Origin of the sequence: Sulfitobacter sp. R18_1 (assembly GCF_017743915.1) — a bacterium.
In the GTDB taxonomy this organism is placed as follows: Bacteria; Pseudomonadota; Alphaproteobacteria; order Rhodobacterales; family Rhodobacteraceae; genus Sulfitobacter; species Sulfitobacter faviae.
The window spans coordinates 443527-467547 of the sequence record NZ_JAGHRG010000001.1 but is presented as its reverse complement, the minus strand read 5'-3'; the positions used below and the strand labels follow the sequence as shown (position 1 = coordinate 467547).

General features: G+C 48.9%; 22 protein-coding genes. 10 read left to right on the top strand and 12 right to left on the bottom strand.

The annotated features are described in order from the left end of the window. Nucleotides 1–41 precede the first annotated feature (41 nt). Nucleotides 42–638: an ATP-dependent Clp endopeptidase proteolytic subunit ClpP gene (clpP, locus tag J7392_RS02980; protein ID WP_209216112.1), complete on the top strand. Its 597-nt coding sequence runs from the start codon at nucleotides 42–44 to the stop codon at nucleotides 636–638. Between the two features lie 71 nt (nucleotides 639–709). Here clpP and J7392_RS02975 read toward each other — a convergent pair whose 3' ends face one another. Continuing rightward, entirely contained in the window at nucleotides 710–1321 is a 612-nt protein-coding gene (locus J7392_RS02975; protein WP_209216111.1) for a hypothetical protein, read from the bottom strand. An 84-nt stretch (nucleotides 1322–1405) separates the two neighbouring features. Between J7392_RS02975 and J7392_RS02970 the strand changes: the two genes are divergently transcribed. Next, nucleotides 1406–1987, top strand: a complete 582-nt coding sequence (locus tag J7392_RS02970) for a hypothetical protein (protein WP_209216110.1) — start codon at nucleotides 1406–1408, stop codon at nucleotides 1985–1987. A gap of 67 nt (nucleotides 1988–2054) precedes the next feature. On the opposite strand, the gene J7392_RS02965 is transcribed toward J7392_RS02970, so the two are convergent. After that, on the bottom strand, nucleotides 2055–2909 hold the full coding sequence (locus tag J7392_RS02965) for a hypothetical protein (protein ID WP_209216109.1): 855 nt from the start codon (nucleotides 2907–2909) through the stop codon (nucleotides 2055–2057). A 61-nt stretch (nucleotides 2910–2970) separates the two neighbouring features. Further along, a complete protein-coding gene (locus tag J7392_RS02960) occupies nucleotides 2971–4179 on the bottom strand; it encodes a hypothetical protein (RefSeq protein WP_209216108.1) in 1209 nt (402 codons plus the stop codon). Between the two features lie 108 nt (nucleotides 4180–4287). Between J7392_RS02960 and tilS the strand changes: the two genes are divergently transcribed. Together tilS and J7392_RS02950 are read left to right on the top strand one after the other, a co-directional pair. Further along, entirely contained in the window at nucleotides 4288–5361 is a 1074-nt protein-coding gene (gene tilS / locus J7392_RS02955) for a tRNA lysidine(34) synthetase TilS (protein WP_209216107.1), read from the top strand. 6 nt (nucleotides 5362–5367) lie between these two features. Next, nucleotides 5368–5967, top strand: a complete 600-nt coding sequence (locus J7392_RS02950) for a hypothetical protein (protein WP_209216106.1) — start codon at nucleotides 5368–5370, stop codon at nucleotides 5965–5967. On the opposite strand, the gene J7392_RS02945 is transcribed toward J7392_RS02950, so the two are convergent. Continuing rightward, the gene (locus J7392_RS02945) at nucleotides 5964–6980 is read right to left on the bottom strand and encodes a hypothetical protein (RefSeq protein ID WP_209216105.1); all 1017 of its coding nucleotides are present in this window, start codon (nucleotides 6978–6980) and stop codon (nucleotides 5964–5966) included. The genes J7392_RS02950 and J7392_RS02945 overlap by 4 nt on opposite strands. Before the next feature lie 138 nt (nucleotides 6981–7118). Between J7392_RS02945 and J7392_RS02940 the strand changes: the two genes are divergently transcribed. Next, the gene (locus J7392_RS02940; RefSeq protein ID WP_209216104.1) at nucleotides 7119–7466 is read left to right on the top strand and encodes a hypothetical protein; all 348 of its coding nucleotides are present in this window, start codon (nucleotides 7119–7121) and stop codon (nucleotides 7464–7466) included. Between the two features lie 33 nt (nucleotides 7467–7499). Here the strand turns inward: J7392_RS02940 and J7392_RS02935 are convergent, their stop codons facing one another. From J7392_RS02935 to J7392_RS02910, 6 genes are all read right to left on the bottom strand, one after another. Beyond that, nucleotides 7500–8240 (bottom strand): protein phosphatase CheZ, encoded by a 741-nt coding sequence (locus J7392_RS02935; protein ID WP_209216103.1) that lies wholly within the window; start codon nucleotides 8238–8240, stop codon nucleotides 7500–7502. Nucleotides 8241–8316: 76 nt separating this feature from the next. Continuing rightward, nucleotides 8317–8706, bottom strand: coding sequence for a response regulator (locus tag J7392_RS02930; RefSeq protein ID WP_209216102.1), 390 nt, complete (start codon nucleotides 8704–8706; stop codon nucleotides 8317–8319). A gap of 71 nt (nucleotides 8707–8777) precedes the next feature. Continuing rightward, entirely contained in the window at nucleotides 8778–9809 is a 1032-nt protein-coding gene (locus tag J7392_RS02925) for a hypothetical protein (protein ID WP_209216101.1), read from the bottom strand. A 62-nt stretch (nucleotides 9810–9871) separates the two neighbouring features. Next, on the bottom strand, nucleotides 9872–10735 hold the full coding sequence (motA, locus tag J7392_RS02920; protein WP_209216100.1) for a flagellar motor stator protein MotA: 864 nt from the start codon (nucleotides 10733–10735) through the stop codon (nucleotides 9872–9874). Nucleotides 10736–10822: 87 nt separating this feature from the next. Further along, the gene (locus tag J7392_RS02915) at nucleotides 10823–11566 is read right to left on the bottom strand and encodes a hypothetical protein (protein WP_209216099.1); all 744 of its coding nucleotides are present in this window, start codon (nucleotides 11564–11566) and stop codon (nucleotides 10823–10825) included. Nucleotides 11567–11682: 116 nt separating this feature from the next. Next, nucleotides 11683–13986: an AAA family ATPase gene (locus J7392_RS02910; RefSeq protein WP_209216098.1), complete on the bottom strand. Its 2304-nt coding sequence runs from the start codon at nucleotides 13984–13986 to the stop codon at nucleotides 11683–11685. Between the two features lie 235 nt (nucleotides 13987–14221). Between J7392_RS02910 and J7392_RS02905 the strand changes: the two genes are divergently transcribed. Both J7392_RS02905 and J7392_RS02900 read left to right on the top strand, forming a co-directional pair. After that, nucleotides 14222–15451 (top strand): hypothetical protein, encoded by a 1230-nt coding sequence (locus J7392_RS02905; protein WP_209216097.1) that lies wholly within the window; start codon nucleotides 14222–14224, stop codon nucleotides 15449–15451. Further along, nucleotides 15448–16494, top strand: coding sequence for a hypothetical protein (locus J7392_RS02900; protein ID WP_209216096.1), 1047 nt, complete (start codon nucleotides 15448–15450; stop codon nucleotides 16492–16494). Before J7392_RS02905 ends, J7392_RS02900 begins: the two co-directional genes overlap by 4 nt. 11 nt (nucleotides 16495–16505) lie before the next feature. Here J7392_RS02900 and J7392_RS02895 read toward each other — a convergent pair whose 3' ends face one another. Together J7392_RS02895 and J7392_RS02890 are read right to left on the bottom strand one after the other, a co-directional pair. Next, the gene (locus J7392_RS02895) at nucleotides 16506–17414 is read right to left on the bottom strand and encodes a nucleotidyl transferase AbiEii/AbiGii toxin family protein (protein ID WP_209216095.1); all 909 of its coding nucleotides are present in this window, start codon (nucleotides 17412–17414) and stop codon (nucleotides 16506–16508) included. 11 nt (nucleotides 17415–17425) lie between these two features. Continuing rightward, complete coding sequence (locus tag J7392_RS02890) at nucleotides 17426–18187, bottom strand: hypothetical protein (protein WP_209216094.1); 762 nt, start codon at nucleotides 18185–18187, stop codon at nucleotides 17426–17428. Nucleotides 18188–18409: 222 nt separating this feature from the next. Between J7392_RS02890 and J7392_RS02885 the strand changes: the two genes are divergently transcribed. From J7392_RS02885 to J7392_RS02875, 3 genes are all read left to right on the top strand, one after another. Then, the gene (locus tag J7392_RS02885) at nucleotides 18410–19747 is read left to right on the top strand and encodes an FkbM family methyltransferase (RefSeq protein WP_209216093.1); all 1338 of its coding nucleotides are present in this window, start codon (nucleotides 18410–18412) and stop codon (nucleotides 19745–19747) included. A gap of 16 nt (nucleotides 19748–19763) precedes the next feature. Then, nucleotides 19764–21599 (top strand): hypothetical protein, encoded by a 1836-nt coding sequence (locus J7392_RS02880; protein ID WP_209216092.1) that lies wholly within the window; start codon nucleotides 19764–19766, stop codon nucleotides 21597–21599. Between the two features lie 131 nt (nucleotides 21600–21730). Beyond that, nucleotides 21731–24001: a hypothetical protein gene (locus tag J7392_RS02875; RefSeq protein ID WP_209216091.1), complete on the top strand. Its 2271-nt coding sequence runs from the start codon at nucleotides 21731–21733 to the stop codon at nucleotides 23999–24001. Nucleotides 24002–24021: the final 20 nt, after the last annotated feature.

Here is a 24021-nt window from a genome sequence, read left to right as displayed (position 1 = left end):
GAGGCGTCCCCTCCCCCTCTCCAGATTTTATAGGATAATAAATGGCCAATAACCTCGTCCCCATGGTCGTCGAAAGCTCTCCGAAAGGCGAGCGCAGCTACGACATTTTCTCCCGCATGCTGAAAGAGCGCGTGATCTTCCTGAACGGCCCCGTGCATGATGACATGTCCAGCCTGATCTGCTCACAGCTTCTCTTCCTCGAAGCGGAAGACCCGGACAAAGACATCAGCATGTATATTAACTCTCCTGGCGGCGTTGTTACGGCTGGTTTGGCAATTTACGATACGATGCAATTCATCAAACCAGATGTGGCTACCATCTGCATGGGGCAGGCAGCGTCCATGGGTTCCCTTCTACTGGCGGCAGGAGCAACGAATAAGCGCTACACCCTACCCCACAGCCGTATTATGGTTCACCAGCCCTCTGGTGGCGCTCAGGGACAGTCTACGGACATTCAGATTCAAGCCAAGGAAATCATGCGGCTGCGTGAAGAGTTGGTAGAAATCTATGTGCATCACTGTGGCCAGGACGCCGAGAAGATCGATGCTGATCTGGAACGCGACAAGTTCATGGGCGCCAAAGAAGCTCAAGATTGGGGCTTGGTCGACCATATCGTGGACCGACGTTCTGTCGCATAAATCTGGTTAGACTACCCAAAACAGCCCCGCTAGGAATTCTGGCGGGGCTGTTTTGTTTTCACTCACCAGATTTACTTAGCGCAGTATCGGTTGCGAACATCATCAATATGGTCTGGCGTCGTCTTTCCTTCTGGCAGAGCAGCTTCCAGAACATCTTCATTTTTTCTGCTGCACAATACGTCCACGATTAGATCGTTCCCGTCTCTTTGTAGATCCACTTTGCTTGCCGACATTACATTTGAAAACGCTGTTTTGATTTCCTCCGTGGATATAGGAATAAACCTAGAAGACTTGCGTTGCTCTGTCTTCGTGACCCTGCTCTTCGGGTTTTCATCCTCAAGTATTCCCGGTCGATGACTGTCGGGCACCTCATCAGGTAGATCTGTTCCAAGGAACCTCTCCAGGCGTTCCTCGATTTTTCTCTTCCTCTCCGCCTCGGTTTTGAGAAGTTTCTTGCGAAGGTCATCACTTTCAGTCTTTTTTGCTAATCTCTCTCGCGCCTTATCTAAGAGGTCATCTAGCCCAGGGTGCTTGGATTGCGGCAATTCATCGAAATGAATGACGTCGCTATTCCCATCTTTTGACTTCTTACCGGAATCCCCATCATCAGCACTTGCGGCTGCGAATGAGATAGTGGGAGACAAAAGGATGACCGTCGCCATCGTTAAAATGAAGGGTTTCATAATACTAATCACCGTTAACCATGCATATATTAAAGTAATGTACGATAACCAATATAAACGAACGTTCTCAAAAAAGGATATATTATGAGGAAAGCATTTTTAGCAGCACTGATAGGGATTGCGCCGACAGCAGTTCTGGCTGATTTCGACCCTGAGTTCGGCATGCGTATGGGATATGCGTTTAACGACCTTGCCGTTGATGTTGATCTCACCAAGGAAAGGGGCGCCGCCTCGCTCGAGGACCCGCAGTTATATCTTATTCACGACAATGATGGAGAATACTGGGGCACGCCTGCCGTTATCGCTTCACCTTCTTCGGGTGTATGCGGTCTTGGCTATTATGCAGAGCCCGTCAATGTAGAGGCCGAAGAAGTGGATGTTGCTGTCAACGAAATTCTAAACTCTAGAATAGATCCATTCGTCGATAGATATGGAAATCACCTTCTAAACGTAGACGAACAAATGGTCCCCTTGACCGCTGAAGCTGTGGTGAAAGAGATTACCACCAAAGGTGGATTTGCAATTATGTCGGCCGCTGAAAAACGCCCCGACGTGATGGCATCGATCATTCAAGGCGTCTATGTTAAAGGCGTTCTCGAAGTGTCAGGCGGCCTGATGTATGCTAACATTCAAGAATGCGTAGCCGAGATATACGAAGAAAGCTAAATCTTCTACAAAGAAAGTGCCCCCGCAAAGATCTATTGCGGGGGCACTTTCTTTTTTGGTCTATTAGCTATCGGCTAATCATATTTTTTAATGACTTTAGCTCTCGTAGAATGGTCCGCCCCTCCAGCGTGAAATACTGGGTTATGTCTGAGGATTTCTCCTCGAACGCCTTGCACTCCGTGATTAGGCTTTCATTTGTAGACGACGTAAGTCTGAAAAGATTTCTTTGGATAACTCCACCACTTTCCAAGTGGGCCTTAAGAAGGTCCTTCAGATCGTTTTCGACTTCCATCGTCGATGCGTATGCCTGTACTGCGAACTGATCTTTATCTAAAGTTTGTTTGAAAATGGAGGTTAGGTCCATCTTTGCCATGGCGAGACGGTTCAATTTAGCCTTCAAGCCTGCCATGGCATTTGTGACAGCCTCACTCCTGTCTTCCATAACAAGAAACATCGAAATCCAATTGTCCAGAACACTAAAGCTGGCGCCGTGTTCCTTGATAACTTGTTCAACTTGTGACTGGGTTGCTCTACCTGCTTGGTCGACGTGTCCAGGGAACTTAAAGCCAAAAGCGTAGGCCATCTCTAGGAAGGGAATGACGTCTAGGTCAATCACGTCGGATTTATGATCTAGATAGAAGCGTTCCCAAGCAAGGGACTTAGAAGACTTCACCTTGGTGTCTGGGCTGCATTGCCCTTTGTCGGAAGGAGATGTTTTCTGGTCGATAATTTTTTCTAGTTCTAGTCGATGCGTATCGGGCATCTCCACTTTACCGCTTTTCCACCGGTACAGCTGATCTTTGCTAGCCGAAATTCGGGATGCCAGTTCGCGCTGGCTGACCCCCGCGACCCGCTTGGCTTCTTCAATCAATTGAACCGGTGTTATCGGGGGTCTGGAGTCTAGTTGAATAATATTTGACATAAATCAGCTCGCTAAATAGCCAACTGATACTATTCTTAGCTATCCATGTCAATACTTGTAGTTAAACGGATACTTTTGTCAGAGCCCGTTTCGACTTCACCCCGCGAAAATGCGGCTTCCGATAGACGATCTTACCGTTTCTAGCTCTGAACATGTGCCCTTGCACTGGGTGGAACCCTGGAGATTGTCTACTACCCGCGTGCGCTGAGCTTGATGGCGTTTGATCTTTTGAGCGTTGAGCATAAAGGGCTGATACTAGGTCTTCGCCGATTTTCATATTGACGACACTCAGTCTCGGCTGGACGTAATCTGTTTTACCGATACTGGACGGTTTCCTTACGCCTTTTCGGTCACGGATCCTGCCCCTGCGACTCTCTCGCCGGACCTGTATATCGAGATCATCAATTTCCAATAGGGCTAGCATCGCCAACCCCAGGACAAGCTCTCCATCAAGATCTTTTTGAAGGGTGTCCATAATCTCAGCTGGAGGCATACCCGTTATAGTGGACATCTCCACTAAGCGGGAGAGGTTTCGGCGATCAAACTCCATAGTGGCCATGGAGTTCAAACGAAACAAATCATAAGCCTCCTTAAGTGCCCTTTCAGGCTTCAGGGACCTATGACTGTTGGCACCCATAGAATACTGTAAAATAGAGTATTGCTCTGTAGATGGATCCTTAACGGCGTCTTTGAACTCCTCCAGAGTCATCTTGGTTTTTTTAGTAGTGTCAATATCAAGGTAGTGGGAAGACACGTTCAAGCTATGGGCGTTAAAGATGTGTTTTTGAGCAGACTTGTGGACATTACAAGTTCTCATCATCTCCGGAACAACGGTCCTGATTTCAGATTTAGGGGTGGTCCAGACCACATGCAATTTGGCCTTACCGTTTCCTTGGATATCAAACAAGTTTCCTACACGGACTGGCTTTCCGATCATCGGGTTGCCAGTATCTGGTAGCGACTTGATGCGAGAAAAAGCATTGTCTCTGTCAGCGTAGTTGGCCTCGATAAACACCTTGCGGGGCTTCTCTAAGATCATCTCAGCGATCTTCTCAATATCATTTTGTCGGTCGACACGCAGGTCCCCAGAAGCTAGTAGGGCGCTTCTATCGTAAGCGTACAGGCCAATCTCCTGGTCAGAGATCAGCTCTCTAGAGAATTCGACCACGCGCTCTACATCAAGCCTTCCGGGGATCTTTTCAGCTTCCCGTTTAATTTTAGGATCATTGAATTTATCCGCCAAGCTGGCCATCAAGTCACAGAGAAACATGATAAGTCTCCTTTATTCTTTTTGTTACCGGTTCAAATCTGATCGCGCAAGTGTAGTGACACATTCTTCACAGTGTATATCTCACCTTCAAAGACCGTTGGAGTTCGCATGACCATCAGAAGTATCCAAGCCTCCCTGGATAGGCACATTGATCCTGAAGAGACCGTTCTTGTCGCTCTTTCTGGCGGCGTAGACTCCATGGTAATGCTACACACCACAAAGCTCCTGCGACCCGATTTAAGAGTGATAGCGGCCCATGTGAACCATAGCCTTAGGGAAGAGGCCACATCAGACGTTGAACTGTGCCAGCGCACCTGTGAGGGGCTCGGAGTAGAGTTGCGTGCTTTGACCGCAGATGTGGGTAAGATTGCGAGGGAAGAAAATATTGGCCTCGAACTGGCCGGGCGCCAGGTGAGACACGCTTTCTTCGAGAATTTAAGGGATCAGGAGAATTGCTCGGCCGTCTTACTCGGACATCATGCTGATGATCGTGTCGAAACCCTACTTCATAATCTTATGCGGGGATCTGGCATTCACGGTCTGGCCGCGATGAAGCAGTGGTCCCCCTTTAGCCGGTATCTGAGGCCTCTTCTGGATCTGACAAAAAGAGAGATCATCGGTATTGCAGAGGAAAACGATATCGAATGGCATGAGGATCACACCAATGCTGAAACAGATTTCGACCGAAACTGGTTGCGCAACGATGTTGTTCCTATGCTTGAAACTAGACGGTCAGGCGTAAGAAATTCCCTACTACGTACAGCTTCGGCGGCTGAAGACATTTCCGATTATATGCGATCCCAAGCAAAGGATCTTCTTGCAAAGAATGCATTCGTGCATCCGGACATCAATAAATCTACGTTTTTTGATGTCGACACGATCTTGGGAGCACATCCCGCCCTCCAGGCTGAAGTCATCCAGTACATCTGGACCAAGCTACATGGCTCTGGTTCTGGGTTTTCACAAAAACGATTTAAAGAGACCATAGGATGGCTTGGAAATGAATCGCTGAAGAATGGAAGCTCTTTGTATTTTGGTGAAGATCACCGCCTCTGCAATAGAAATGGCAGAATAGGAGCTGTGACCTCGATCAACTCAATGGATAGACTGCTGAAAGACATTGGCATGATGACTGATAGTGATGAATTAATATTGACAAAAGATGGCTTAAAGTGCAGATAGTCTCTCATGGCAAATATTATTCATGACTGCATTACATACCCTTCGGACTTCGGCATACCTTCGGGAAAATCCCGGCCCGAAAGGCTAGCGCATCTTCTATTCCATCGTCCTGATATCCACTGGCTGAGCGGAAAGCCGGATCCTCAGGTGAAATCTCCTGACAACGCCTCTCCCTCCGCTGTTGTGTACTCGGAAGAAGAAATCGGACTTCGGGCTCCTGATGGGGGTGTCGAATTCATCGGTCTTGATGATGGAACCGATGACATGGAGTATATGAATGATTTGAATGACGGGATATCGGATATTGCAGAGCAGCTGTTCAGCGGGATCGAGCTGCGAGAACACATGCACTTCTCTCCCGGAACTCTCTTTGGCAAGATACCAAGAGACATATCTGAAGAAGATCTCGTTTTTATGATGACATTCTTTAGATATGTCCATCGCACTTTGGATCGCGTAATTTATCCGGAAAGTGTCCGACCTGGTACGAAGTTCGATATGGACGAATTTGAGACTGTCATGCTGTTTTTCTTAGGCCAGAAACTTCGTCAGGCGAATAAGAGCCTCGATGCTATTGCTGATGATCTGGTTTCTGCCTGGGTCTAGCGAGCCCCTAAGGCAACATACCCGTAAGCTCGGTGTGTAAACTCCCATCCATACAGACCATTGAAGGCTCCTTCGTCTCTTTTGCCGTAAGCGGACATGAAGAGATTGATGGAGGCCTTTAGGTCTCTGAAGATGTAGAGGCCTTCCGATCCGGGTCTCGCAGATTGCCCATTGTATATGTTGGCCCCACCCTTGGAAAGGTATGCAATGTGCTTGTAGTTAGGAGCCGACAAAAAGTATGGGTCCAACTTCCTCTCTGATGCCTGCTGGGTGATGTCGACATCGTCGGCGGATGTCACGATTATCATAGGTGTGGTCACATTCTCCCATGAGTGATCATCCAGTCCTAGGACGCCTGAACCTTGGGGGCCAAGTAGTACGGCCCCTGCCCATCCGTCGTTCTCCATCGTAATGGGGCCCTGTTCAGTATTGACCCGTGCGCCCAATAACATCTGCGCTGTAAACGCCCCAAAGGAGTGTCCGATTATGATGGGATAGGTAGCATCGACAATGACACCGAGTGTGTTGCTTATCGATGAGAACTCATTGCGAGCCACCTTACATGATGCAGCTCTTTCCATCCAAAGCTCGGGGTCATTAAGGGCCTCTCCGAACTGCCAGACATCTAACGACTCTGAAATCTGGAGGCCTTTCTTAATAAGAGAGTCACTGTGTATGGGAGCTACCACACAGTACCCATGCGTCGTCAAAAAGTTCAGCAGCTTACTGTAGACCTGTGGCTCCTGTAGAGCACCATGAGAAAATACAGCAAGCTTTGCGCGTTCGACGTCCTGAGCGACGTAAACCAAGCAAGGCACCTTATCGTCACCAAGGAGCATGTGAGCAGGCTTCTCAGGGGCGTGGTAGGGGCCGCTTCTTGCCATACCGGCATAGAGATCATTCCGTAGTGCTAAGTCAGCCTCAGGAATGATCCTAAGTTCCTCCGTAGCACGAGAGGCTGCCGGGGTTAGTAAGGTTGCGAAAGCACCCCCGAAGAATGTTCTGCGGTTCATTTTCATAATATTTAAGTGGGTATTTGCGGTTAAAGCCCCCCTAAAGTTTAACCTGTTGTTTTCGCTCCTAAATAGTTGACTTTGTCAACATGTAGTGTTAGATTGCATAGCAACAACTATATTTAGTGAGGAATTACTGTGAAAGCTGGTGCAATATTGGTCTCTGACCTTAAGAAAAATTTGGGGGTTGATGAAAAAGCTCTCATGAATGACGAAAATATGATCTCGTTCGATATCCGCTCGGATGAAGGTGAGCGAGAGGTTGCTGTGTTGGATATTTCCGACGAAGGCGAAGCCTATGTGATAGAGTTCAGCCGAGATATCATCTTCGTGGATCGCCCAAACCAAAACGTGGTTGAGTTTCGAGGCGTCCTCGAGAAGGGCGATGACATCATGGAAATCTTCGTCGAGGACGATGATAATTCGATGGATGTTAAAGAGCTACTAGCGCAGTTCTCCTATGGAATTGAGTTGGTACCAGCGTAAGTTTTGACGACTGACACAGGCAAGTTATTTGCCTCAGTCGTCAAAAATGCTGTCGATAGCGTCCTGATCTACAGATTGATTGGGTAGAGCTGGTCCCTGAAGGAGGCCCTGTTCCTTCTCACTATTCCGGTTTCCCTGTCGGCTTTGAGAGTGCTCACTAATGTCCTCGCCAAGGGGTGTTCCCAGGCGCCGCTCAATGTTTGCAACCTGAGCGTCGATCAGCTGTACGACCTCGACAACTTTCTTCACTCGCTGACTGCAAATGTCTTGGAAGCTGCAAGCCATCGTAATTTCGTGGCAGCCTTTCTTAATCGCAGTTAGGACATCTTCAGGTATTTCTGAAGCATGTTGTCTTAGGCGATGTTCAATATCGTCTGTAGCATCGATGATTGTGTTCGTTGCGCGTTCGGTATCGAAGGTGATAGCTGAAAGTTCGTCTTCTACGGCGTTGAAATGCGTAAACTCGCGACCCTTTGTGGATTCAGAGATCGAATGCAACTCTTCTCTAGTTACTGTGATTTTATGAAGGATGGTCCGCATTACTTCCATCAGATCGGGATCACCGTTACTGGATGGTGCTGCCTTCCCGATAGAAGAATTATCTTTCGGGTCGTAAGCGAATGTTTCACCGGCGTGCACAGCCCTACCTAGTCCAGCAAACTGCTCAACTGTATCTTGCCGAATGCGTGCGGCAAACTCATCTAGGAAAGCACGCCCTTCATCTGTAGCTCGAAGTGATTGCTCGATCACTTCAGATTTATCTACTTCACTCATCCCCGGTCTCCATTACTGTAGTGGTCGCAGGCGCCCCAGTGTTGAGGGCACCCTGCCGAAACGATGTCTCGCGCGATCAGTCAAGATCCCCAAAGATGCTTTCCAGCTTGTGCTTCATAGTGGCAGCCGTGAATGGCTTGACGATATAGTTCGTTACACCTGCCTCTTTAGCAGCAAGAACGTTTGTCGGCTTCGATTCCGCTGTTACCATAATAAAAGGGATCGAGGCGGTTCTTGCATTGGCCCGAACTTTCTTCAGAAGCTCGAGACCGCTCATCGGTTCCATATTCCAATCGCTTACGATCAAAGAGTAGTCTTTTTCAGCGATTAGCCCCAGCGCTTCCTTGCCATCCGTAGCCGTATCAATTTTCTTGAAGCCTACTTCTTGCATAAGCTTAACGATGATCCGAACCATCGTCGTATGGTCGTCAATAACGATAATGTTCTTATTCAGGATGTCATTCATTTTTATTATCACTTTCGAGTATGACTGCACTAATCAGGTATGAGTTGAGTGTTAAATTGCTATTAGAAAAATTAGTATATTCCGACGATCTGGTTTGCAGTTTGCCAGGCATACGGAATGCCGCGCTGGAAGCTGCCCCCGAAGTTCTTGAAGGGGCTCCAGCTCAAAGATTCAATGTATCCGGTGTACCGTCGAAAATTCTGTACATTCTCCTCTCCACGACCACCAGTTTCAGCTTGAGCATCTTCATCAAAACGAGGTGCTATAGAATAGAGAAGCTCATCATTCACTACTATTCGGAAGCTAGACCTTCCCCGTTCGTCCGTCACACATTTTTGGAATGAACCGTTATCATTGTATACTTGCCCTAAGTAGACAGGCAGCCTTGGTTGATTGTCTGTTTCGACGTTGATGCGGCAAGGGCCAGATGCCGATGCTCCTCGAACGTTTCCGAGCATTGCTCCAAGCTGTTGCTTAAAGTCTTCTAGTAGGATGCGCTCAGCAACGGCGGTGCCATATCTGCCTGCTTCAGAATTTAGACCCGTAGCGTACATGGCGGATGTTGTATTTCCACCGAAAGACAGGAAGTCTTTATTTCCGTGGATAAGAGTGGTCGCAATGCTGGCGAAGGCCAAGTCTCTCTCAGATTGAAGGTTCGCATCAAGAGAGCCATCCCTTCCGCATTTGGATAGCTGGAGGAGGAAATTATAGGTACGCATTTCCTCATCGTCTTGCTCCTTATACAGAGGTCCATAGTCATCATAATTGAAGCTATATCCTGTATGCATACGGACATAAGAAGCAAAGGGCACGAACCCTTCTGCTGGAGGTGTCACGATACATGCGGACGAGCTTCCACCCCCATCACCGTGGGGAACCCTCATCGTATAGGAGTTTCCATCAGGAAGAGAGCTTAGCATGAAGGATCCCGGAGAGATCGTGCTGCAATCTGACATGCCCAACTTTTCACAGACCTCATCCCGTAGCTGGTATTGGGTGTCGAAGCTGACTGTTCGGCTGTCCGCCACAACGATTGGCATTCCAACCAATCCTTCGAAAACCGGAATAGCCGCGATGATAGCTGCAAATATTGATGATGGCATTTTATCGTTCTCCGTAGAAATCTACATTATAAGTATGCTTTAGATTGCAATCTGTCAGATTATCAGCTCGGAAGCTCTTTCTGAGCCTGTTCGATCTCATAGAAATTAGGCTGCATATTTGTGGGAACCGCGCCGCGTCCAAGCTCAATAGCGATGGCAGGAGGCTGTCCGGAAACAGTGGCAATCAGAATATCTCTAATGACATTGAAGAAAGCTGAATCATCTTCTTCGATCTGCCCAAGGCGCGAGGCGATAGGAGCCACCAAGCAGTAGGACAAGAAAACGCCCAAGAACGTACCGACAAGAGCACCGCCAATCATCCCACCCAAGATTGCTGGTGGTTTATCGATGGAGGCCATCGTCTTAATCACGCCCAGAACGGCCGCAACAATGCCGATGGCCGGAAGACCGTCAGACATAACCTGGAGCGCCCCTGCGGGCGCCATAACCTCGTGGTGGTGCTTCTTGAGTTTCTTATTGATGTTGTCTTCAACCTGGAACTGGTCATCGAACCCCATAGAGATCATGCGGAAAGAGTCAGTGATTAGCTCAACAGCATGATGGTCACCTTGAATTTTCGGGTAGCGGCTGAAGACTTCACTGCTCTTAGGATCTTCAACGTGCTCATCAAGGCCAACTGCCCCTTTGTTTTTGTAGATTTTGGTCAGCTCGAACATCAGGAGTAGGAGATCTGTGTAATCCTGAGATTTCCACTTGGGGCCCTTCATTACCTTGAGGATACCACCTAAGGATTGCTTGATCAGAGGGATGCTGTTGGCGATGATAAACGATCCGATAGCCGCACCGCCGATCATCATGCCCTCAAAGGGTAGCGCATGCAAAATTATGTCGAACTTGCCGCCAGCCAGCATAAAGCCGCCGAAAACCATGCCCAGAACGACGAGGAAACCCACAATAAGTGTCATCTAATATTATCCATTCTTTCTAAAGCGTTCTGTCAAATATTAGCGAGGCATGTTTAATGATGTTTAAGGATACTACTAATCCCGCTTTTACATGGTCATCTGAGGGCTTTGCTGGAACGTCGCTTCTATCTTAGCATCGATCTCATCCATGCGATCTACGAGACACATCTGGTCAACTTCAGGGATGAACATCGGGATGGTATCGAAGGACCAGTTCTGGGCGGGACCTCTGGGGGTCTCATCTTCGATCATAAAATCTATTCGTCTTTGGACGTCTGCATATGTCTCAGAGGCACCAGCAGCGGCCTTGAGCGAGGTGTACTTAAGATAGGCAGCTGCACCTTCCTCGGTGACCCGGAAACGCCCCTTCGACGTCTCTTCGATATGCCCTGCGTCTAGAAGATTATTTACCGGGCCGGGGTGGAGCCTTGGATCCATGCCCAGGTCTCCCTCATCATTACGACGCAGGCTAAGCAGTAGGTCATCCATTAGGTCAGAATATGATTTAGGTGATCTGAAGAAGCTCTCAGCGCGTAGACCCTCCAGGATGTCACTCATATCCAAGACAGTAACATCGCTGTAAGGGGAGGAATCTAACGCTTCGAGGCCTACAGGGTTGTCCCCTTCGGTATCTAGGTCGCAGTTGGCAATCATTCCCCCATTAATAGGGAGAGAGTACATCTTGAGCTTTGTGTTGTTGTCTTTAACCTGCCGAAGCGCGTCCCCTGCACGATAGAACCTGCTATACAACTCAGCATCACCGGTTGCCAATAGTCCCGCGTAGACCTTTTGAAGAGCCCAACGTTCCGTTCCCTGTCTAGCTTTTTTCATGTGAAAATCTCCCTGCATAACCAGGGAAGTTCACCGCTTCTTGCAAATCAGAAGTGCTGCCAAAGAAAAAGGCCGCCCCAATGGAGCGGCCTTAGGTAGTCTAAATTGTTATTGGGTCAGAGTGCCATCTGTGCTTCGCGCTGGGTGGCAGGCTCAAACTCAAAGTTCAAGCCGTCGGAACCAGCATCCATCGAAATTTTGATGTTGCCACCATCGACGAGTTCGCCGAACAGGATTTCATCAGCCAGAGGCTTAGAAATCTTTTCTTGGATAACCCGCTCGAGAGGACGTGCACCCATCTTTGGGTCGTATCCCTGTTCACCGAGCCAATCACGGGCTTCATCGTCCACTTCGATGGTTACCCGGGCATCAACGAGATTAGCTTCCAGCTGGAAGATCATCTTATCAACCACGAGGCCAACAGCACTCTTCGGAAGCGCGCGGAAGGTCACTACGGCATCCAGACGGTTGCGGAACTCAGGCGAGAAGAAATGCCTGAGAGCATCCTCGTTGCCTTTAATTTCCTTGTCTTCGATAAAACCGATCTTTGGTTTAGTCATATCCTCAGCACCGGCGTTCGAAGTCATGATGATGATCGTGTTACGGAAGTCCACTTCACGGCCGTTGCTGTCCGTCAGCTTACCGTAATCCATCACCTGAAGGAGCAGGTTGAACATGTCGGGGTGCGCCTTCTCCACTTCGTCCAGCAGGACGATGGAATGTGGCGTTTTCTCAACTGCTTCAGTCAGTAAACCTCCCTTTTCATGGCCAACGTAGCCAGGAGGGGCCCCTACCATGCGTGAAACGGCATGTTTCTCCATATATTCGGACATGTCGAAACGATGCACCTTCAGGCTCATCGCCTCGCCAAGCTGACGTGTCAGTTCAGTCTTGCCCACACCGGTGGGACCGCAAAACAGGAAACTACCTACGGGCTTATCCTTATTGCGTAGGCCTGCTTTCGCGACCTTGATGGCATTTGTAATGGAGTCTACGGCTTCATCCTGTCCGAAGACGGATTGCTTCAAGTTCTCGGACAGCGTCTTGAGAGCAGCACGCTCAGACTGACCGGCGCTTTTGATAGGTACGCCCGACATTTCGCTTACCGTGTGCTCGATGTCCTTAAGGGACACAACCGCTTCACCATTGTATGGTTTTACCTCACCAGAGCTATAGGACGCTCCTGCTTCATCAATGATGTCGATTGCTTTGTCCGGCAGCTTGCGGTGGTTTACATATCGAATGGCAAGATCCACAGCCGCTTCGATAACACCATCACCGTAGGTCACGCTGTGGTGTTCCTCAAGCTTAGGTTTCAGGCCGTTCAAGATTTCGACCGCTTCATCGCGGGAAGGCTCTTCGACACCAATCTTTTGGAAGCGACGCGACATAGCCGCATCCTTCTCGAAGTACTGACGGTATTCATTCTGGGTGGTGGCCCCGATGCAGCGGAACTCGCCGCGTGCCAGAGCAGGTTTTAGCATGTTTGCCGCATCCAGAGCACCTTGGCTACCCGATCCTGCACCAAGTGCAGCATGGATTTCGTCGATGAAGATGATCACTTTAGGATCGTCTTTCACTTCCTCGAGAAGCATTTTCATGCGTTCTTCAAAATCACCCCGGAAACGAGCGCCTGCCAGCATGCTGGTCAGGTCAAGGGAGTAAACCTTGCAGTCTTTCAGAGCGCTGGGAACATCACCATCGACGATTTTCTTTGCAAGTCCTTCGACGATTGCTGTCTTGCCTACACCAGCATCACCCACGAAAATTGGGTTATTTTTAGAACGGCGGCAAAGGATTTTAGCCGTGCGCTCTACTTCCTTAGAGCGGCCAACTAGACCATCGATTTTCCCGTCCATCGCACGCTTGCAAAGATCAGTCGCATACTCATTGAGTACGCTGCCGTCTGACTTGCGTGTTTCAGAGCCTTTGGAGCCGACCATCTCGGTCTGAAGGCCCCGTGCGCCTTCCTGCTCATCGCGCTTCTTGACACCGTGAGAGATCCAGTTGACCACATCAAACCGATGCATGCCTTGATCCATCAGAGCAGTCGCGGCAAAAGAGTCACGTTCCGCGAAAAAGCTTGGAAGAAGGTCTACTCCGGTCACCTCTTGCTCGTTCCGGGACTTCACATACAGCATAGCCCGCTGCATCAGCTTGGTGATGGAGACATCAGCCTCAACATTTTCGACCGGAATTTCTTGCTTGCCAGCATCGCCGATTGTGTTGTCGAGATAGCTGATCATTGCCGCCTCGATCTTACCTGGATTTCCACTACAAGCCTCGATTGCCTCCCGAGCAGGAGTGTTACTCATCAATGCTGCAAGCAGATGTTCTGCGCAGTACACATCATGACCGTATGACGCAGCCAGTGCGCGTGCCTCGGTGATGCTTTTCTGAAGCTCGGGATCAATATTCATTAGCAGTATGCCTTCCTTGGTTATTCGACTCTATTCTATCACATCTTCATCGCCCGAAGGTTAAGATGTGATAGAGCGGTCAATGCTCTGATCTCAAGTTCTAATATTGGCAACATAAAGTGTCAATATATGCTTGTAATTTTTCGATACTTTTCTTGCAACATGATTAGTTGACAAGAATAGACGCTAAAACTATAAGTGGAGCGAAGAACACAGGTTATCTATGCAAAATGCCATGAACATTGAGCCGCTCTTGCGGTATATCGAGCTCGCCGATCCTCGTGAGCTCTGGAAAGCTGTGTTCGGAGCTGCCCCTGAGTTTAGCGATATTGATGAGGGTGAGGGTTCAGACGCGGCTTGTGCGATGGAAGAGGTTCTTCGCTCTCTCTCACATGAAGTTCGGTCGGAAAATGTCGGTTGTCCTGTAGAGTGTGGTCCCGCCCCATTAGGGGAGTATGGTTTAGATCTTTTGCGCCGTAAGCTTATGTCGGCTGTTATCTTGCATCAGACATCATCGCAATGCTTGCAGGATGTATCTATAAAGCCTCGATCAATCCGTGACGTTTTTGCCCCAGGTGTTGTTGCCGTGATCGCTGATCCGAAGGAAATGCCTCCGGTTTTAGCTTCTCTGGGAGCTGAGGATGGCGTCGTTCAGGACTTATTCAGGTTTGGCGGAGGAGGTCAGCGACTGAGCGCAATCTGCCTTGGTCATGGTCAGCCCGAGGTTAGAATTCACCTGCGCTCCAAAGCAGAACTGCAAGTAATCTGTGACCGAATGATTGAGGAGACCGTTTCCTCGCTGCTCACAGGTCGCAAAGATGTGTTTGACCCGGATATCTTTGTTGCAGGAGAGAGGACTTGCTTGCCTGCCGCCCTTCGATTTGGGGATGATGATGAGCGCGTTAGGCTGAATGCTATTCTTGAGTTTGTGGGAGACCGCATTGATCAAGACGGTGGTGAGCTAGAAAGCATCTTGAAAAGTGCCCCTTTCCGGCGACTTCTTTCCCAGAAGCTTCAAGCTAGGATTTCCGATTACCTACTGGAAGTTCTGAAGCGATATGGGTTCGTACTTACTGGTGGCTGCATGAGCGTCAGATTTGACCACCCGGAGAGCGTGCTTCCCGTAATGTACCGACTTCTGGGTGACTCCGAAGATGACCTTGAAGGCATCCTCATGCACGATCTTATCTCTCACATCCAGGTGGTCTTGCCTGGTTTCCCGGAGGTAGGGCCAGAGATCGTCGTTCTCCCTCCAGTGGAGCGCATTCTTTCATATTATTGGGAGAATCAGGGGGGAGCAGATGTCTGCATCCCGCTTAGGTTCAATGCAAAGAAGATTCCGGATGAAGCAGATTTCGGGAAGATAATGCCCGTCGTCGCCAGTACCCGGGTCGCCTTAGAAAAGGTGGCCGAAGAGACCAAGAAAATTTTTAGAAACGATATCATATCACGAGGTAATTCATGAACACCGACAAACCTGCGCCCAAAAAATTCCTGTATCTTCTGAAGGAAGATGAGCTGCGCGGTACGTTTACTGAATGGCCAAATTTGATGAATCTGGCCGTATGGGTGGATATGGCCTCCGAGTTCTCCATCACAGTTTACCGTGAAGAAGAGCAGGATCAGATTATCTCGCGCATTGCTCAGGAAGCTGACATGCAAGTGAGTGATATCCATGTAATTCCTGAACAAGAAGGCTATCAGACAGCTTCACTCCTGTTCTCCGACGAGAATGCGATCATCAAAATGGTGTCCGAGCGCGCAGATCTCGTTGATATGGCGGGCGACTATGCGGTAAACTACCAGTTCTGCCTTGATGAAGGTATTGATCCCAAGAAGGCTTTGGAGCCCGCCACCCCTTCGGAGCGCGTTCATGAAGACTACGTGCCAGAACCTGAAACCCCTGTTGAGCGGCCTGCGAACAAGACCGGCCACGCTGCCTATATTCCGGCCCACCAACTCACTGGTCTCAAATGTTATGAGAAAGATCTATCAGTTGATGACAGCGGCACACTGAGATTGGGAAGTCTGGCAGCAGAAGACCATCTGGTGAAAGCTGATGTTTTTGTGTCGGAAGACTTTGCTACATTGCGTCTCGAATTGCCGACCGAGGTATCGCTTGAGGATTCTGATCTGGTTGTTGAAGGGCATGGCTTGCCCAGCTCTTTGATCACCATGTTTACTGGAGACGTGAAGGTCTTCATGCAAGGAAAGACGGTCTCGATCACCAGAAATCAGTCCACCCAAACACAGGTCGAGGCTTCTCCAGTTTCAGATAAGCCTAAGAAATCCCCCAATCGAATTGTGAAGGCGGGGTTCTTAGCTCTTTTCGGCATCGCCATAGCTGCGATAGCTGTGTCGGCCAGCCTTGCACTCACGATGCTGATTGTCGACGACCGTACAGCAAACCTTGAGGTTTCCGACGAAAGAACTGCTGGTGAGCTTAACTTTCAAGAGTTGAGAGATCGCATCCTGGAGGGCAAGCCTTTTGAAGCCGACGACAACTAAGGAAGTGCCCTTCACATCTTTGGAGCCGGTCCCTCTCCGATAGCAAGGAGTACGGCCGGTTCAAATTTGTCGCGAATGAATGAGACCACATCTGAAAACTCCGGAATATCATCTCGAAGACTGGTATCCGCGTTCCACTTTTTCCACTTACCTGCGTTCATTGAGACAAACTCGTCTGACAGAGCTTCGAGGGGCCATTCCACTTCACGGCCAAATTTCTCAAAGCTCCTTTCGATGGCCTCAGCCAGAACTTCAGTTTCGATATCATCACGCGATAGAAGAACATACATGTCGTAATAGTCTCGGATCCGTGAGTTGAAGAGACCAAACTGGGTCGTGGCGTGTAGCTTTTCGGCTAAGGTTGTCTCCGGAGGGTAGTGCTTAAACTTTGGTCTGGGCAGTGGGGTTTTCTTGTCGTTTTCGAAGAGACAGGGGTACTCGCTCTCCTGTAAAGCTGGGATCACCGGGTTTCCAAATCCAACATCAACCCTGAGGGGGATGCGGCTTTTACCGAGCATAACTTCAGCGCCAAACTTGCCACCCTCTTCCTCATGCTTGCTGTAAACCGGTTTGATCGAGTCCTTTATGATCTCAATGCCATCATCGTAGGGTAGCGTACCTCCCTGAGACACGGGCTTCATGTCAGCAATGTCGTGCAGCATCTTCTCAACATCGTCAGAGGTGCCCTCATCAATACCGTTGAAGTCGATATCAGCTGTTGGGCGAAAAATATCGCCATCATTCCATAATGGAACAAGCATTCCGCCCTTTACACAAAAATGGTCCACCCACTTACTCAAGGCAAAGCGAGCAAGAATACGTTCGTTAACGTAGCGATTGCGCATGAAGTCAGGGTTCAGCTTTGCCTGCTTTGCCTGATTTCTAATTTTCTCACTGAATGACACGCCTGCGTTTTTCATATTTTTGGTACTCACATTGATGGATGCGCGGATCCGCTATTGCTGTAATTATATGCGGGCCCCGATGCATACTTATCGATAGACTCCACCTCGTCCCGTACCTTGTGGTATATATTCAGGCGGTAGGCATATTCAGATAACCTTTTTCTGCAAAAGTCTGGCCTCTGCATTGCCGTCTGAAGGGCTTCTTTAGTGATAGATGCGTCAGGTAGGCGGGAAGAATATTTGAAGAGATCTACGATTGTGCGTTCAACATCCGTAATTGGAACTGTCATTCCGTTTACCTTTTTATGAACAACACCAAAATTCAGGGCGTCATGGTTCCTCCAAAAAACAGGTCGAATAGGAGGGTAGTCTATCTTCGGGGGGTGGCTACCATGAGGTAGGGCAAGCCAAGTTTTGGACGGTAGAGTGGTAGATAGGTTGTAGTAGTTTACCGCGCTCAATAAACAAATGACCCCACGTTTGCTACGAGAGGTCACTTCTAAAAAATCTACAAGAGATTCATCTGAATTGTCTTCAATGTCATCATCGCTCTGTAGGTCCATTCTGAAATCGAAACCGAGCTTGTATGTTCCCCATCCTATTCTCTCAAGAACGGGTTCATCTCCTTTGGTCATGGAAACGAGAGATGATTGTCGTACGCCTAGATCGCGCAGATCCGACCATCTCATAATTTGACCTTGTTTCATCGCTTCACTGACGATGCCAATGTCCTCTTTAAGAGCTGATTTGTTGGAGCTGATGACTGACGAGAGTTCTTTTTTTAACATTATTATTGCCCGTTGATATCTATGAGAAACATTCGGGCGCGCGCGAATAGTTCAATATTTTTCTCTACCAATTTATATTTTGGTAGCAAAAAATATTGACATTTATGCTTAAGGCATAAACTTGAGCCACATTATTGAGAATATAAGAAATGAGATCGGGTATATATTCCTGTTTAACCCTAGGCGGTTAGTATCACCCCACAAGCTTAGGAATGAACAATAATGAAATGTGCGGTAATTACACCTATCGGACCAGGCCATGCAGACATTTATCAAAATGAATGCCTGCCTGCCATCAATGTGGCCATTGAGACCTCGAAGGGGCCATTCAGCGAAGTGCTGATATATGCAATGGATGACACCAAAGGTGAGCATGGTAGGTCAGCGCGTCGGAATGACGCGCTTAAGAAGGCACACGAAGACGGTGTAGAATGGGTATTCTTCCAGGATGCGGATGATTTCATTACTCCGTCAGCGTTTGACGACTTCGGCAAGGTCCTCGCCGAGTTTCCCGAAGTAGATGGTGTGTGGGGCCAAATTTGCGAGTTGAGCCCAGACGGTGAACCGAGACTGCGCGAGGGGCAGCCCGAGGTACTTCAGACCTATGAGGAGTTTATCTCATGGCGCCCATTCCTCAGTGTCCAGATCGGTGCATTCATGAAAACTGAGGTTGTCGCTTCAATTGGGTTCGACGTTGACATGGATACAGGTGAAGACTTCAAGATTTATTATGAAATGTGGGAGAAGCATAACTGCCTCAAAGTTCCCTTCATATTTTTCATTAACCGCCAGGGCATGCATAGCACTGGGCCAAGATCTGCAAACGGGCGCGATTGGGTAGCTTCTACTAACGAGATGTGGAAGCAGCGGCTACAGACGCGCAAAATATATACTGGCATCGAATTTGACGGCGTAAGAAGTTCTGTTCGCCTTACCAATCCAATGGATATTATCCAGTTACATTATCTGTCTGGTCGGTTTTTTGAGGATGTCGCTCTATCAGAACTCAAGAAGCTATATGAAGGTAAGGCGCCTCGTATTCTAGAGGTTGGAGCCAACATCGGGAACCACGTTGTCTTCTATGGCATCCATATGAATGCTCAGAAGATTTTTCCTGTAGAGCCAAATCCGGAAGCAATTGATCTTCTGAGAGATAACATATCGGTCAACGGTATTTATCATCTGATCGACGATAGAGGTATCGGAAAAGGGGTCGGAGAGACATCAGGTAGATACACCTTCGATAGATTGGATGCCGACAACCTAGGTGCAACCTCTATCAAGCCTTCGGATGACGGAGACCTAGAGGTCGTATCTGTTGATGACCTTATGGGTGATGAGCCCATTGATATCATGAAAATTGATGCAGAAGGCATGGAGTTCGACGTTCTCCGAGGGGCTGTACGCTGCATTGAGAAGAACCGACCACTGATATGGATCGAGTTGCTCAAGCATTGGGAAATGGACTTCATCCAGAAGTGGTGTAAGGCGAACGACTATAAAGTTGTGAAGTCTTTCCGTCATACATACACAACAGATATTTTTGCTATTCCAAGATAAAGAAAGAAGCCGATTGATGACTATTGATAATATGACACGAAAAGAGAGGCGTGCTGTCTCGACCAAAACAATGAAGGCTTATGGCTTGAAAGGTGAACAGGGTCTGCGGATGCATCAGGCATATCAGGCCCTAGAACGCGCTGATGTGAAAACAGCTGTTGTGATTGCATCAGAACTTGCAGGTGAGCTTTCGGATAACCCCCATCCGTTCATCGTTCTTGGTACGGTAGCGCTCTCTACAAACGCGGCCGATGACGCCCATCAGTTCTTCTCATACGCTGTGCAGGTTAGCCCTAAGAGCGCTGTAGCCCATGCTGGTCTTGGTAAGGCACTCGTGCTGAAAGCTGACGTCTTTGAGGCCGTGAAGGTTATGCAGCACGCGATTGAGCTGGGATCCAAAGATGTTGCCATGGCCAAGCTTTTTTCGGACCTGATGGTGCGTATGGGACGGGTAAAGCCTTTGGGCGACGCCCTGAAAACGATGGCGATCAAAACCAAGATACCGGAACTTCACCTTCAGGCAGCGGAAGTTTATACATCAGGAGAGTTCTTTACCGATGCTATTGAGCAGTTTGAGAAGGCTTATAGCTACGACAGTAAGTCTGATGCTTTCCGGATGGGACATCTTAAAGCCCTCATGTTTTCTCATAAATATGAGGAAGCTAGAGATCTGGGTGAGGAGATGGCGGGTAAAGGGTTTGATGAGGCAGTAGTCATTCTGATGAATATTTGTCGTGTTCTTGCTGATACTGACCGTGCTGTAGAGCTTCTGGAAACTCATGATTTCAACGATCTCGCAAACTATCAGCGTTCTTTGGCAGTGAAAGCCAATATTTATCAGGACTTAGGTGATGTCGATAAAGCGGTCGATGCCTATGAGGAAGCAGCCGCTCTCTCTGCTGAGGGTGATGAAACGATTGCTCGTGCATACGGATCCTACAACCTCAGGGCTCGGAACCTGGAGAAGGGGCTTGATCTTTTTGCCAAGAGGCAGCCCGCGAGTAACCGCAAGCACATCCCTTATGAGAACTCTACTGAGGAAAATCTTAGATCTCTAAACAAGGTGGTGATCTTTGATGAACAAGGTGTGGGGGATCAGCTAGCCCTTCTCGGTCTTGCTGGCCAGGTCGCCAGGGCGTTCGAGATCGAGAATGTCTGGTTTATCGGCGAACAAAGGGTTTGCGAGATGCTGGATGGGAATAAGCATGGCATTAAGGCCATGTCCAAAGAAGAGTTCGATATTGGCGCCTTGATCGTCGAACCGACTGAACTTGTCTTTTTGGGTGATTTTTGTCGCCATATGAGAGTTGTCGGAAAGCTTGATGACCTGAATAATCAAGGTTTCCTGGTGCCAGATCAATCAGCGGTCGATGGATTTGCCAAAAAGTATCGTGACGCAGCTGGAGAGCGGCCGATCATTGGGGTCTCTTGGAAGAGTGCAGGCACCCTCTCGGGTTTTGTTCGCTCAGTCGAGCTTGAGGGTGTCCTTTCTCAGCTTCCTGAAAACGCGTGCATTGTTAATCTGCAATACGGCGATACTGCGAAAGAATGGAAAGCTGCCCAGCGCAAGTTCCCGCAGATGACATTTATCAATGATGCGGACGTGGATCAGTTCGTCGATATGAAGGGGTACACAGCCCAAGTTGCAGCCCTGCCACGTGTCATCACTATCGATAACACCACTGCGCATGTTGCGGGCGCGCTTGGCCACCCAGCTACCACAATTTTCGTACCTAATGGCTCTGAATGCATGTGGTACTGGGGTCTGGATGGTGGTGATGCCTGGTATGGGAACCTCGAACTGATGCGTCCTAAACTCGGCGAAACTGTCAGAGATATTCAGTTTTCCTAAATCAGTTAATCTTCCCTTAACCGGAATCATCGTAAGGGCGGCAGATAACTTTCTGTCGCCCTCTTTGTTTGTTTCAGATGCTTGCGAACATGGAACCTATCTACCGCTAATCATTACTGTTCGAGGAAACCATGCTTAAATCCATTGCCACCGGTAGCAACAAGCCGTCTCAAGCCCAAAAGCAGACAAAGCCCTATGCACGCAAGCTAGACGGAGTTGTTGCTCTTGAAGTAGATCGTTTCGAGGAAGTCGACGGACAGATATTTGCGGTCGGAACCAACCTAGAGACTAGCGAAAATATGATGATCACAAGAGAGTGGTCCAGTCACCCCCGCAACAACGGTCGACCTAACCCTATGAAGTCTGCTTCTGATAGGCTTCAGTCTGGCGCCATCATGATGTTCACCGGGGTCGACCCGTTTGCGTCCAGTGACCTAAAGAATGCTTACCACGCAGCCGGTTTCGAGACGGTGACGACCTTTGCTGACCCAGATGCGAGCGTAACCCTTGAAGATAAGAAGAGCGTTTTTGTAGACCAGATCGATACCGGACCTGATGGTGAAAAGTTCCAGCTCTACAGCGTAGTTCAGGGTGACGAGTCCATAATGGTGGAGACGCCAGAAGCACTCGTGCGTGCTTTTGCAAGTCATATTTCTGAAGCTGACCCAACAACGGATGGTATCCTATTGCGGATTTACTCGCCCGAAGAAGGCATCGCGTCCGTTATCCGTTTCCTGCTTTCCCCTGAGGAAACTCTAGAGGAGGCTCTTAATCGATTCACCGAAAGTGAAGCCCACTACATCGAGATGGTTGGGGCCCAAGAAGGCGTCATGGAGGTTTCCGGCCCTATGCTGATGAGCATGATCGCTGACAATGAGATGGGGGCGATTTGGGAAGTTATACCAGTAAAAGGTTATCAGCATGGCATCTCACATCCCAACAAGGATATCTCTGAGAACCTGAGAAAGAAGGCACAAGAGGTCTTCGCAGAAGCAGTTGTAGACGCCAATGGTGCCCTGCACGGCTTCCGCAAAGCAACCTTTGCTTACCAGGCCAAACAATATGCCAACGGCAAGGTTTACCACTCTGTGCGTGCTTATCACCATGAGCCAGAGCTGCCACAAGCACTCGCATTGGTCCCGACAGGTCACGTCGACGATCTCGTAGATAAGTTCGGCCAGGGGCCTCTAAGCTCTGGCGCTCTTGCCAGCGACAAAGTTGATGTATCGGACCTCATTAAGAAGTTGGCGGCCGAGGTCGAGGCTCGTCGTGCTCCCCCTGAGCCAGTGCAAGCACCAGAACCAGAGATCGAAGAGGTCGACTTTATGGATGATGCAGGGGCGGAGAGCGAGATTTCGGATACCCCTGAAGACGATATCAACTTCATGGCGGATGAAACGCCGGAAGATGTGCCAAGTTCTCACATTGAAGTGGTCGAGGACTTCCTTTCAGATGATTATTTCTCACCGGTTGCCGATGTGCCAGCAGAAGGTCCCGATATTGCACCAGGGGCCTCCGTGCCTGAGATCCAAGAAGCCGTATCTGTTGAGAAAGATCAGGAAGAGGCATCTGAATGGGATTTCCCTGAAACAGATATTCTTTCCGTTGAGGATGACACTCCAGAAGAGGAGATTGTTACCGATTTTATAAGTGATGACGCCCTCCCATCTGAAGAAGTCGCGGAGGAAACATCTACGGAAAATCTGGATGTGGACGGATGGTTCGACGATGAGGATACGCTCGATCTAAGTAGCCTTACAGATGAGGTCGAAGAGACAGCCGAAGAAGTTCAAGCTGAAGATAGCGATCCGGAACCAGAAGCAGCGGAATTGATGTCCGCATTTGATGATGCTGTCTACGACATGGATGGCTTTGATGACACTCCTTCCATCGATCCTGTGGTGGAGGCCGAGGTGCACACCGAAGTCGTAACGATTGATGAGTCATCAGTTGTCACTGAGCAAAAATATGAAATTGCTGACCTTGAGATACTAAAGGAAGATGGCGAAGTCGCTGCCCCGCAGCTCGCCGAAGAAAAGCCAAACCGGGTGCGAGTGAATGATCGTGCTCCGGCTGCTCAGCCAACCACCATTGATCGTCCGATGCCGCTTAAGGGGCGTCAAAAGTCTGCCCATGGCACTCCTGAGAAGGCAGCCTCTGAGGCGCCTAAAGCCGTTCAGGAAGCACCTAAACCGGTCAACCATTTGGCAGATTTCAAGCCAGACCCAGCAGACGAAATCAGTCTGGCCTCAGGGATAACTGGTGCTCGAGATTATTCATTTAGAGAAATTATGAAAACCCCTGCGGCCGGAACAAATCTTGCAAGTTCCGAGCCACATGTAACTGACAACGATGATCCTCTAAGCGAAGAGGCTTTGGCTTCCGCTTTTGGACTTACATAAATTTATTGAAGGCAACTATT

Coding starts and splice junctions, on each gene's coding strand:
- motA (WP_209216100.1), bottom strand. CDS start 10,735: ATGACACTTATTGTGGGTTTCCTCGTCGTTCTGGGCATGGTTTTCGGC.
- J7392_RS02965 (WP_209216109.1), bottom strand. CDS start 2,909: ATGTCAAATATTATTCAACTAGACTCCAGACCCCCGATAACACCGGTT.
- J7392_RS02885 (WP_209216093.1), top strand. CDS start 18,410: ATGAAATGTGCGGTAATTACACCTATCGGACCAGGCCATGCAGACATT.
- clpP (WP_209216112.1), top strand. CDS start 42: ATGGCCAATAACCTCGTCCCCATGGTCGTCGAAAGCTCTCCGAAAGGC.
- J7392_RS02950 (WP_209216106.1), top strand. CDS start 5,368: ATGGCAAATATTATTCATGACTGCATTACATACCCTTCGGACTTCGGC.
- J7392_RS02945 (WP_209216105.1), bottom strand. CDS start 6,980: ATGAACCGCAGAACATTCTTCGGGGGTGCTTTCGCAACCTTACTAACC.
- J7392_RS02900 (WP_209216096.1), top strand. CDS start 15,448: ATGAACACCGACAAACCTGCGCCCAAAAAATTCCTGTATCTTCTGAAG.
- J7392_RS02975 (WP_209216111.1), bottom strand. CDS start 1,321: ATGAAACCCTTCATTTTAACGATGGCGACGGTCATCCTTTTGTCTCCC.
- J7392_RS02915 (WP_209216099.1), bottom strand. CDS start 11,566: ATGAAAAAAGCTAGACAGGGAACGGAACGTTGGGCTCTTCAAAAGGTC.
- J7392_RS02880 (WP_209216092.1), top strand. CDS start 19,764: ATGACTATTGATAATATGACACGAAAAGAGAGGCGTGCTGTCTCGACC.
- J7392_RS02905 (WP_209216097.1), top strand. CDS start 14,222: ATGAACATTGAGCCGCTCTTGCGGTATATCGAGCTCGCCGATCCTCGT.
- J7392_RS02925 (WP_209216101.1), bottom strand. CDS start 9,809: ATGCCATCATCAATATTTGCAGCTATCATCGCGGCTATTCCGGTTTTC.
- J7392_RS02895 (WP_209216095.1), bottom strand. CDS start 17,414: ATGAAAAACGCAGGCGTGTCATTCAGTGAGAAAATTAGAAATCAGGCA.
- J7392_RS02875 (WP_209216091.1), top strand. CDS start 21,731: ATGCTTAAATCCATTGCCACCGGTAGCAACAAGCCGTCTCAAGCCCAA.
- J7392_RS02930 (WP_209216102.1), bottom strand. CDS start 8,706: ATGAATGACATCCTGAATAAGAACATTATCGTTATTGACGACCATACG.
- J7392_RS02935 (WP_209216103.1), bottom strand. CDS start 8,240: ATGAGTGAAGTAGATAAATCTGAAGTGATCGAGCAATCACTTCGAGCT.
- J7392_RS02960 (WP_209216108.1), bottom strand. CDS start 4,179: ATGTTTCTCTGTGACTTGATGGCCAGCTTGGCGGATAAATTCAATGAT.
- J7392_RS02970 (WP_209216110.1), top strand. CDS start 1,406: ATGAGGAAAGCATTTTTAGCAGCACTGATAGGGATTGCGCCGACAGCA.
- J7392_RS02910 (WP_209216098.1), bottom strand. CDS start 13,986: ATGAATATTGATCCCGAGCTTCAGAAAAGCATCACCGAGGCACGCGCA.
- tilS (WP_209216107.1), top strand. CDS start 4,288: ATGACCATCAGAAGTATCCAAGCCTCCCTGGATAGGCACATTGATCCT.
- J7392_RS02890 (WP_209216094.1), bottom strand. CDS start 18,187: ATGTTAAAAAAAGAACTCTCGTCAGTCATCAGCTCCAACAAATCAGCT.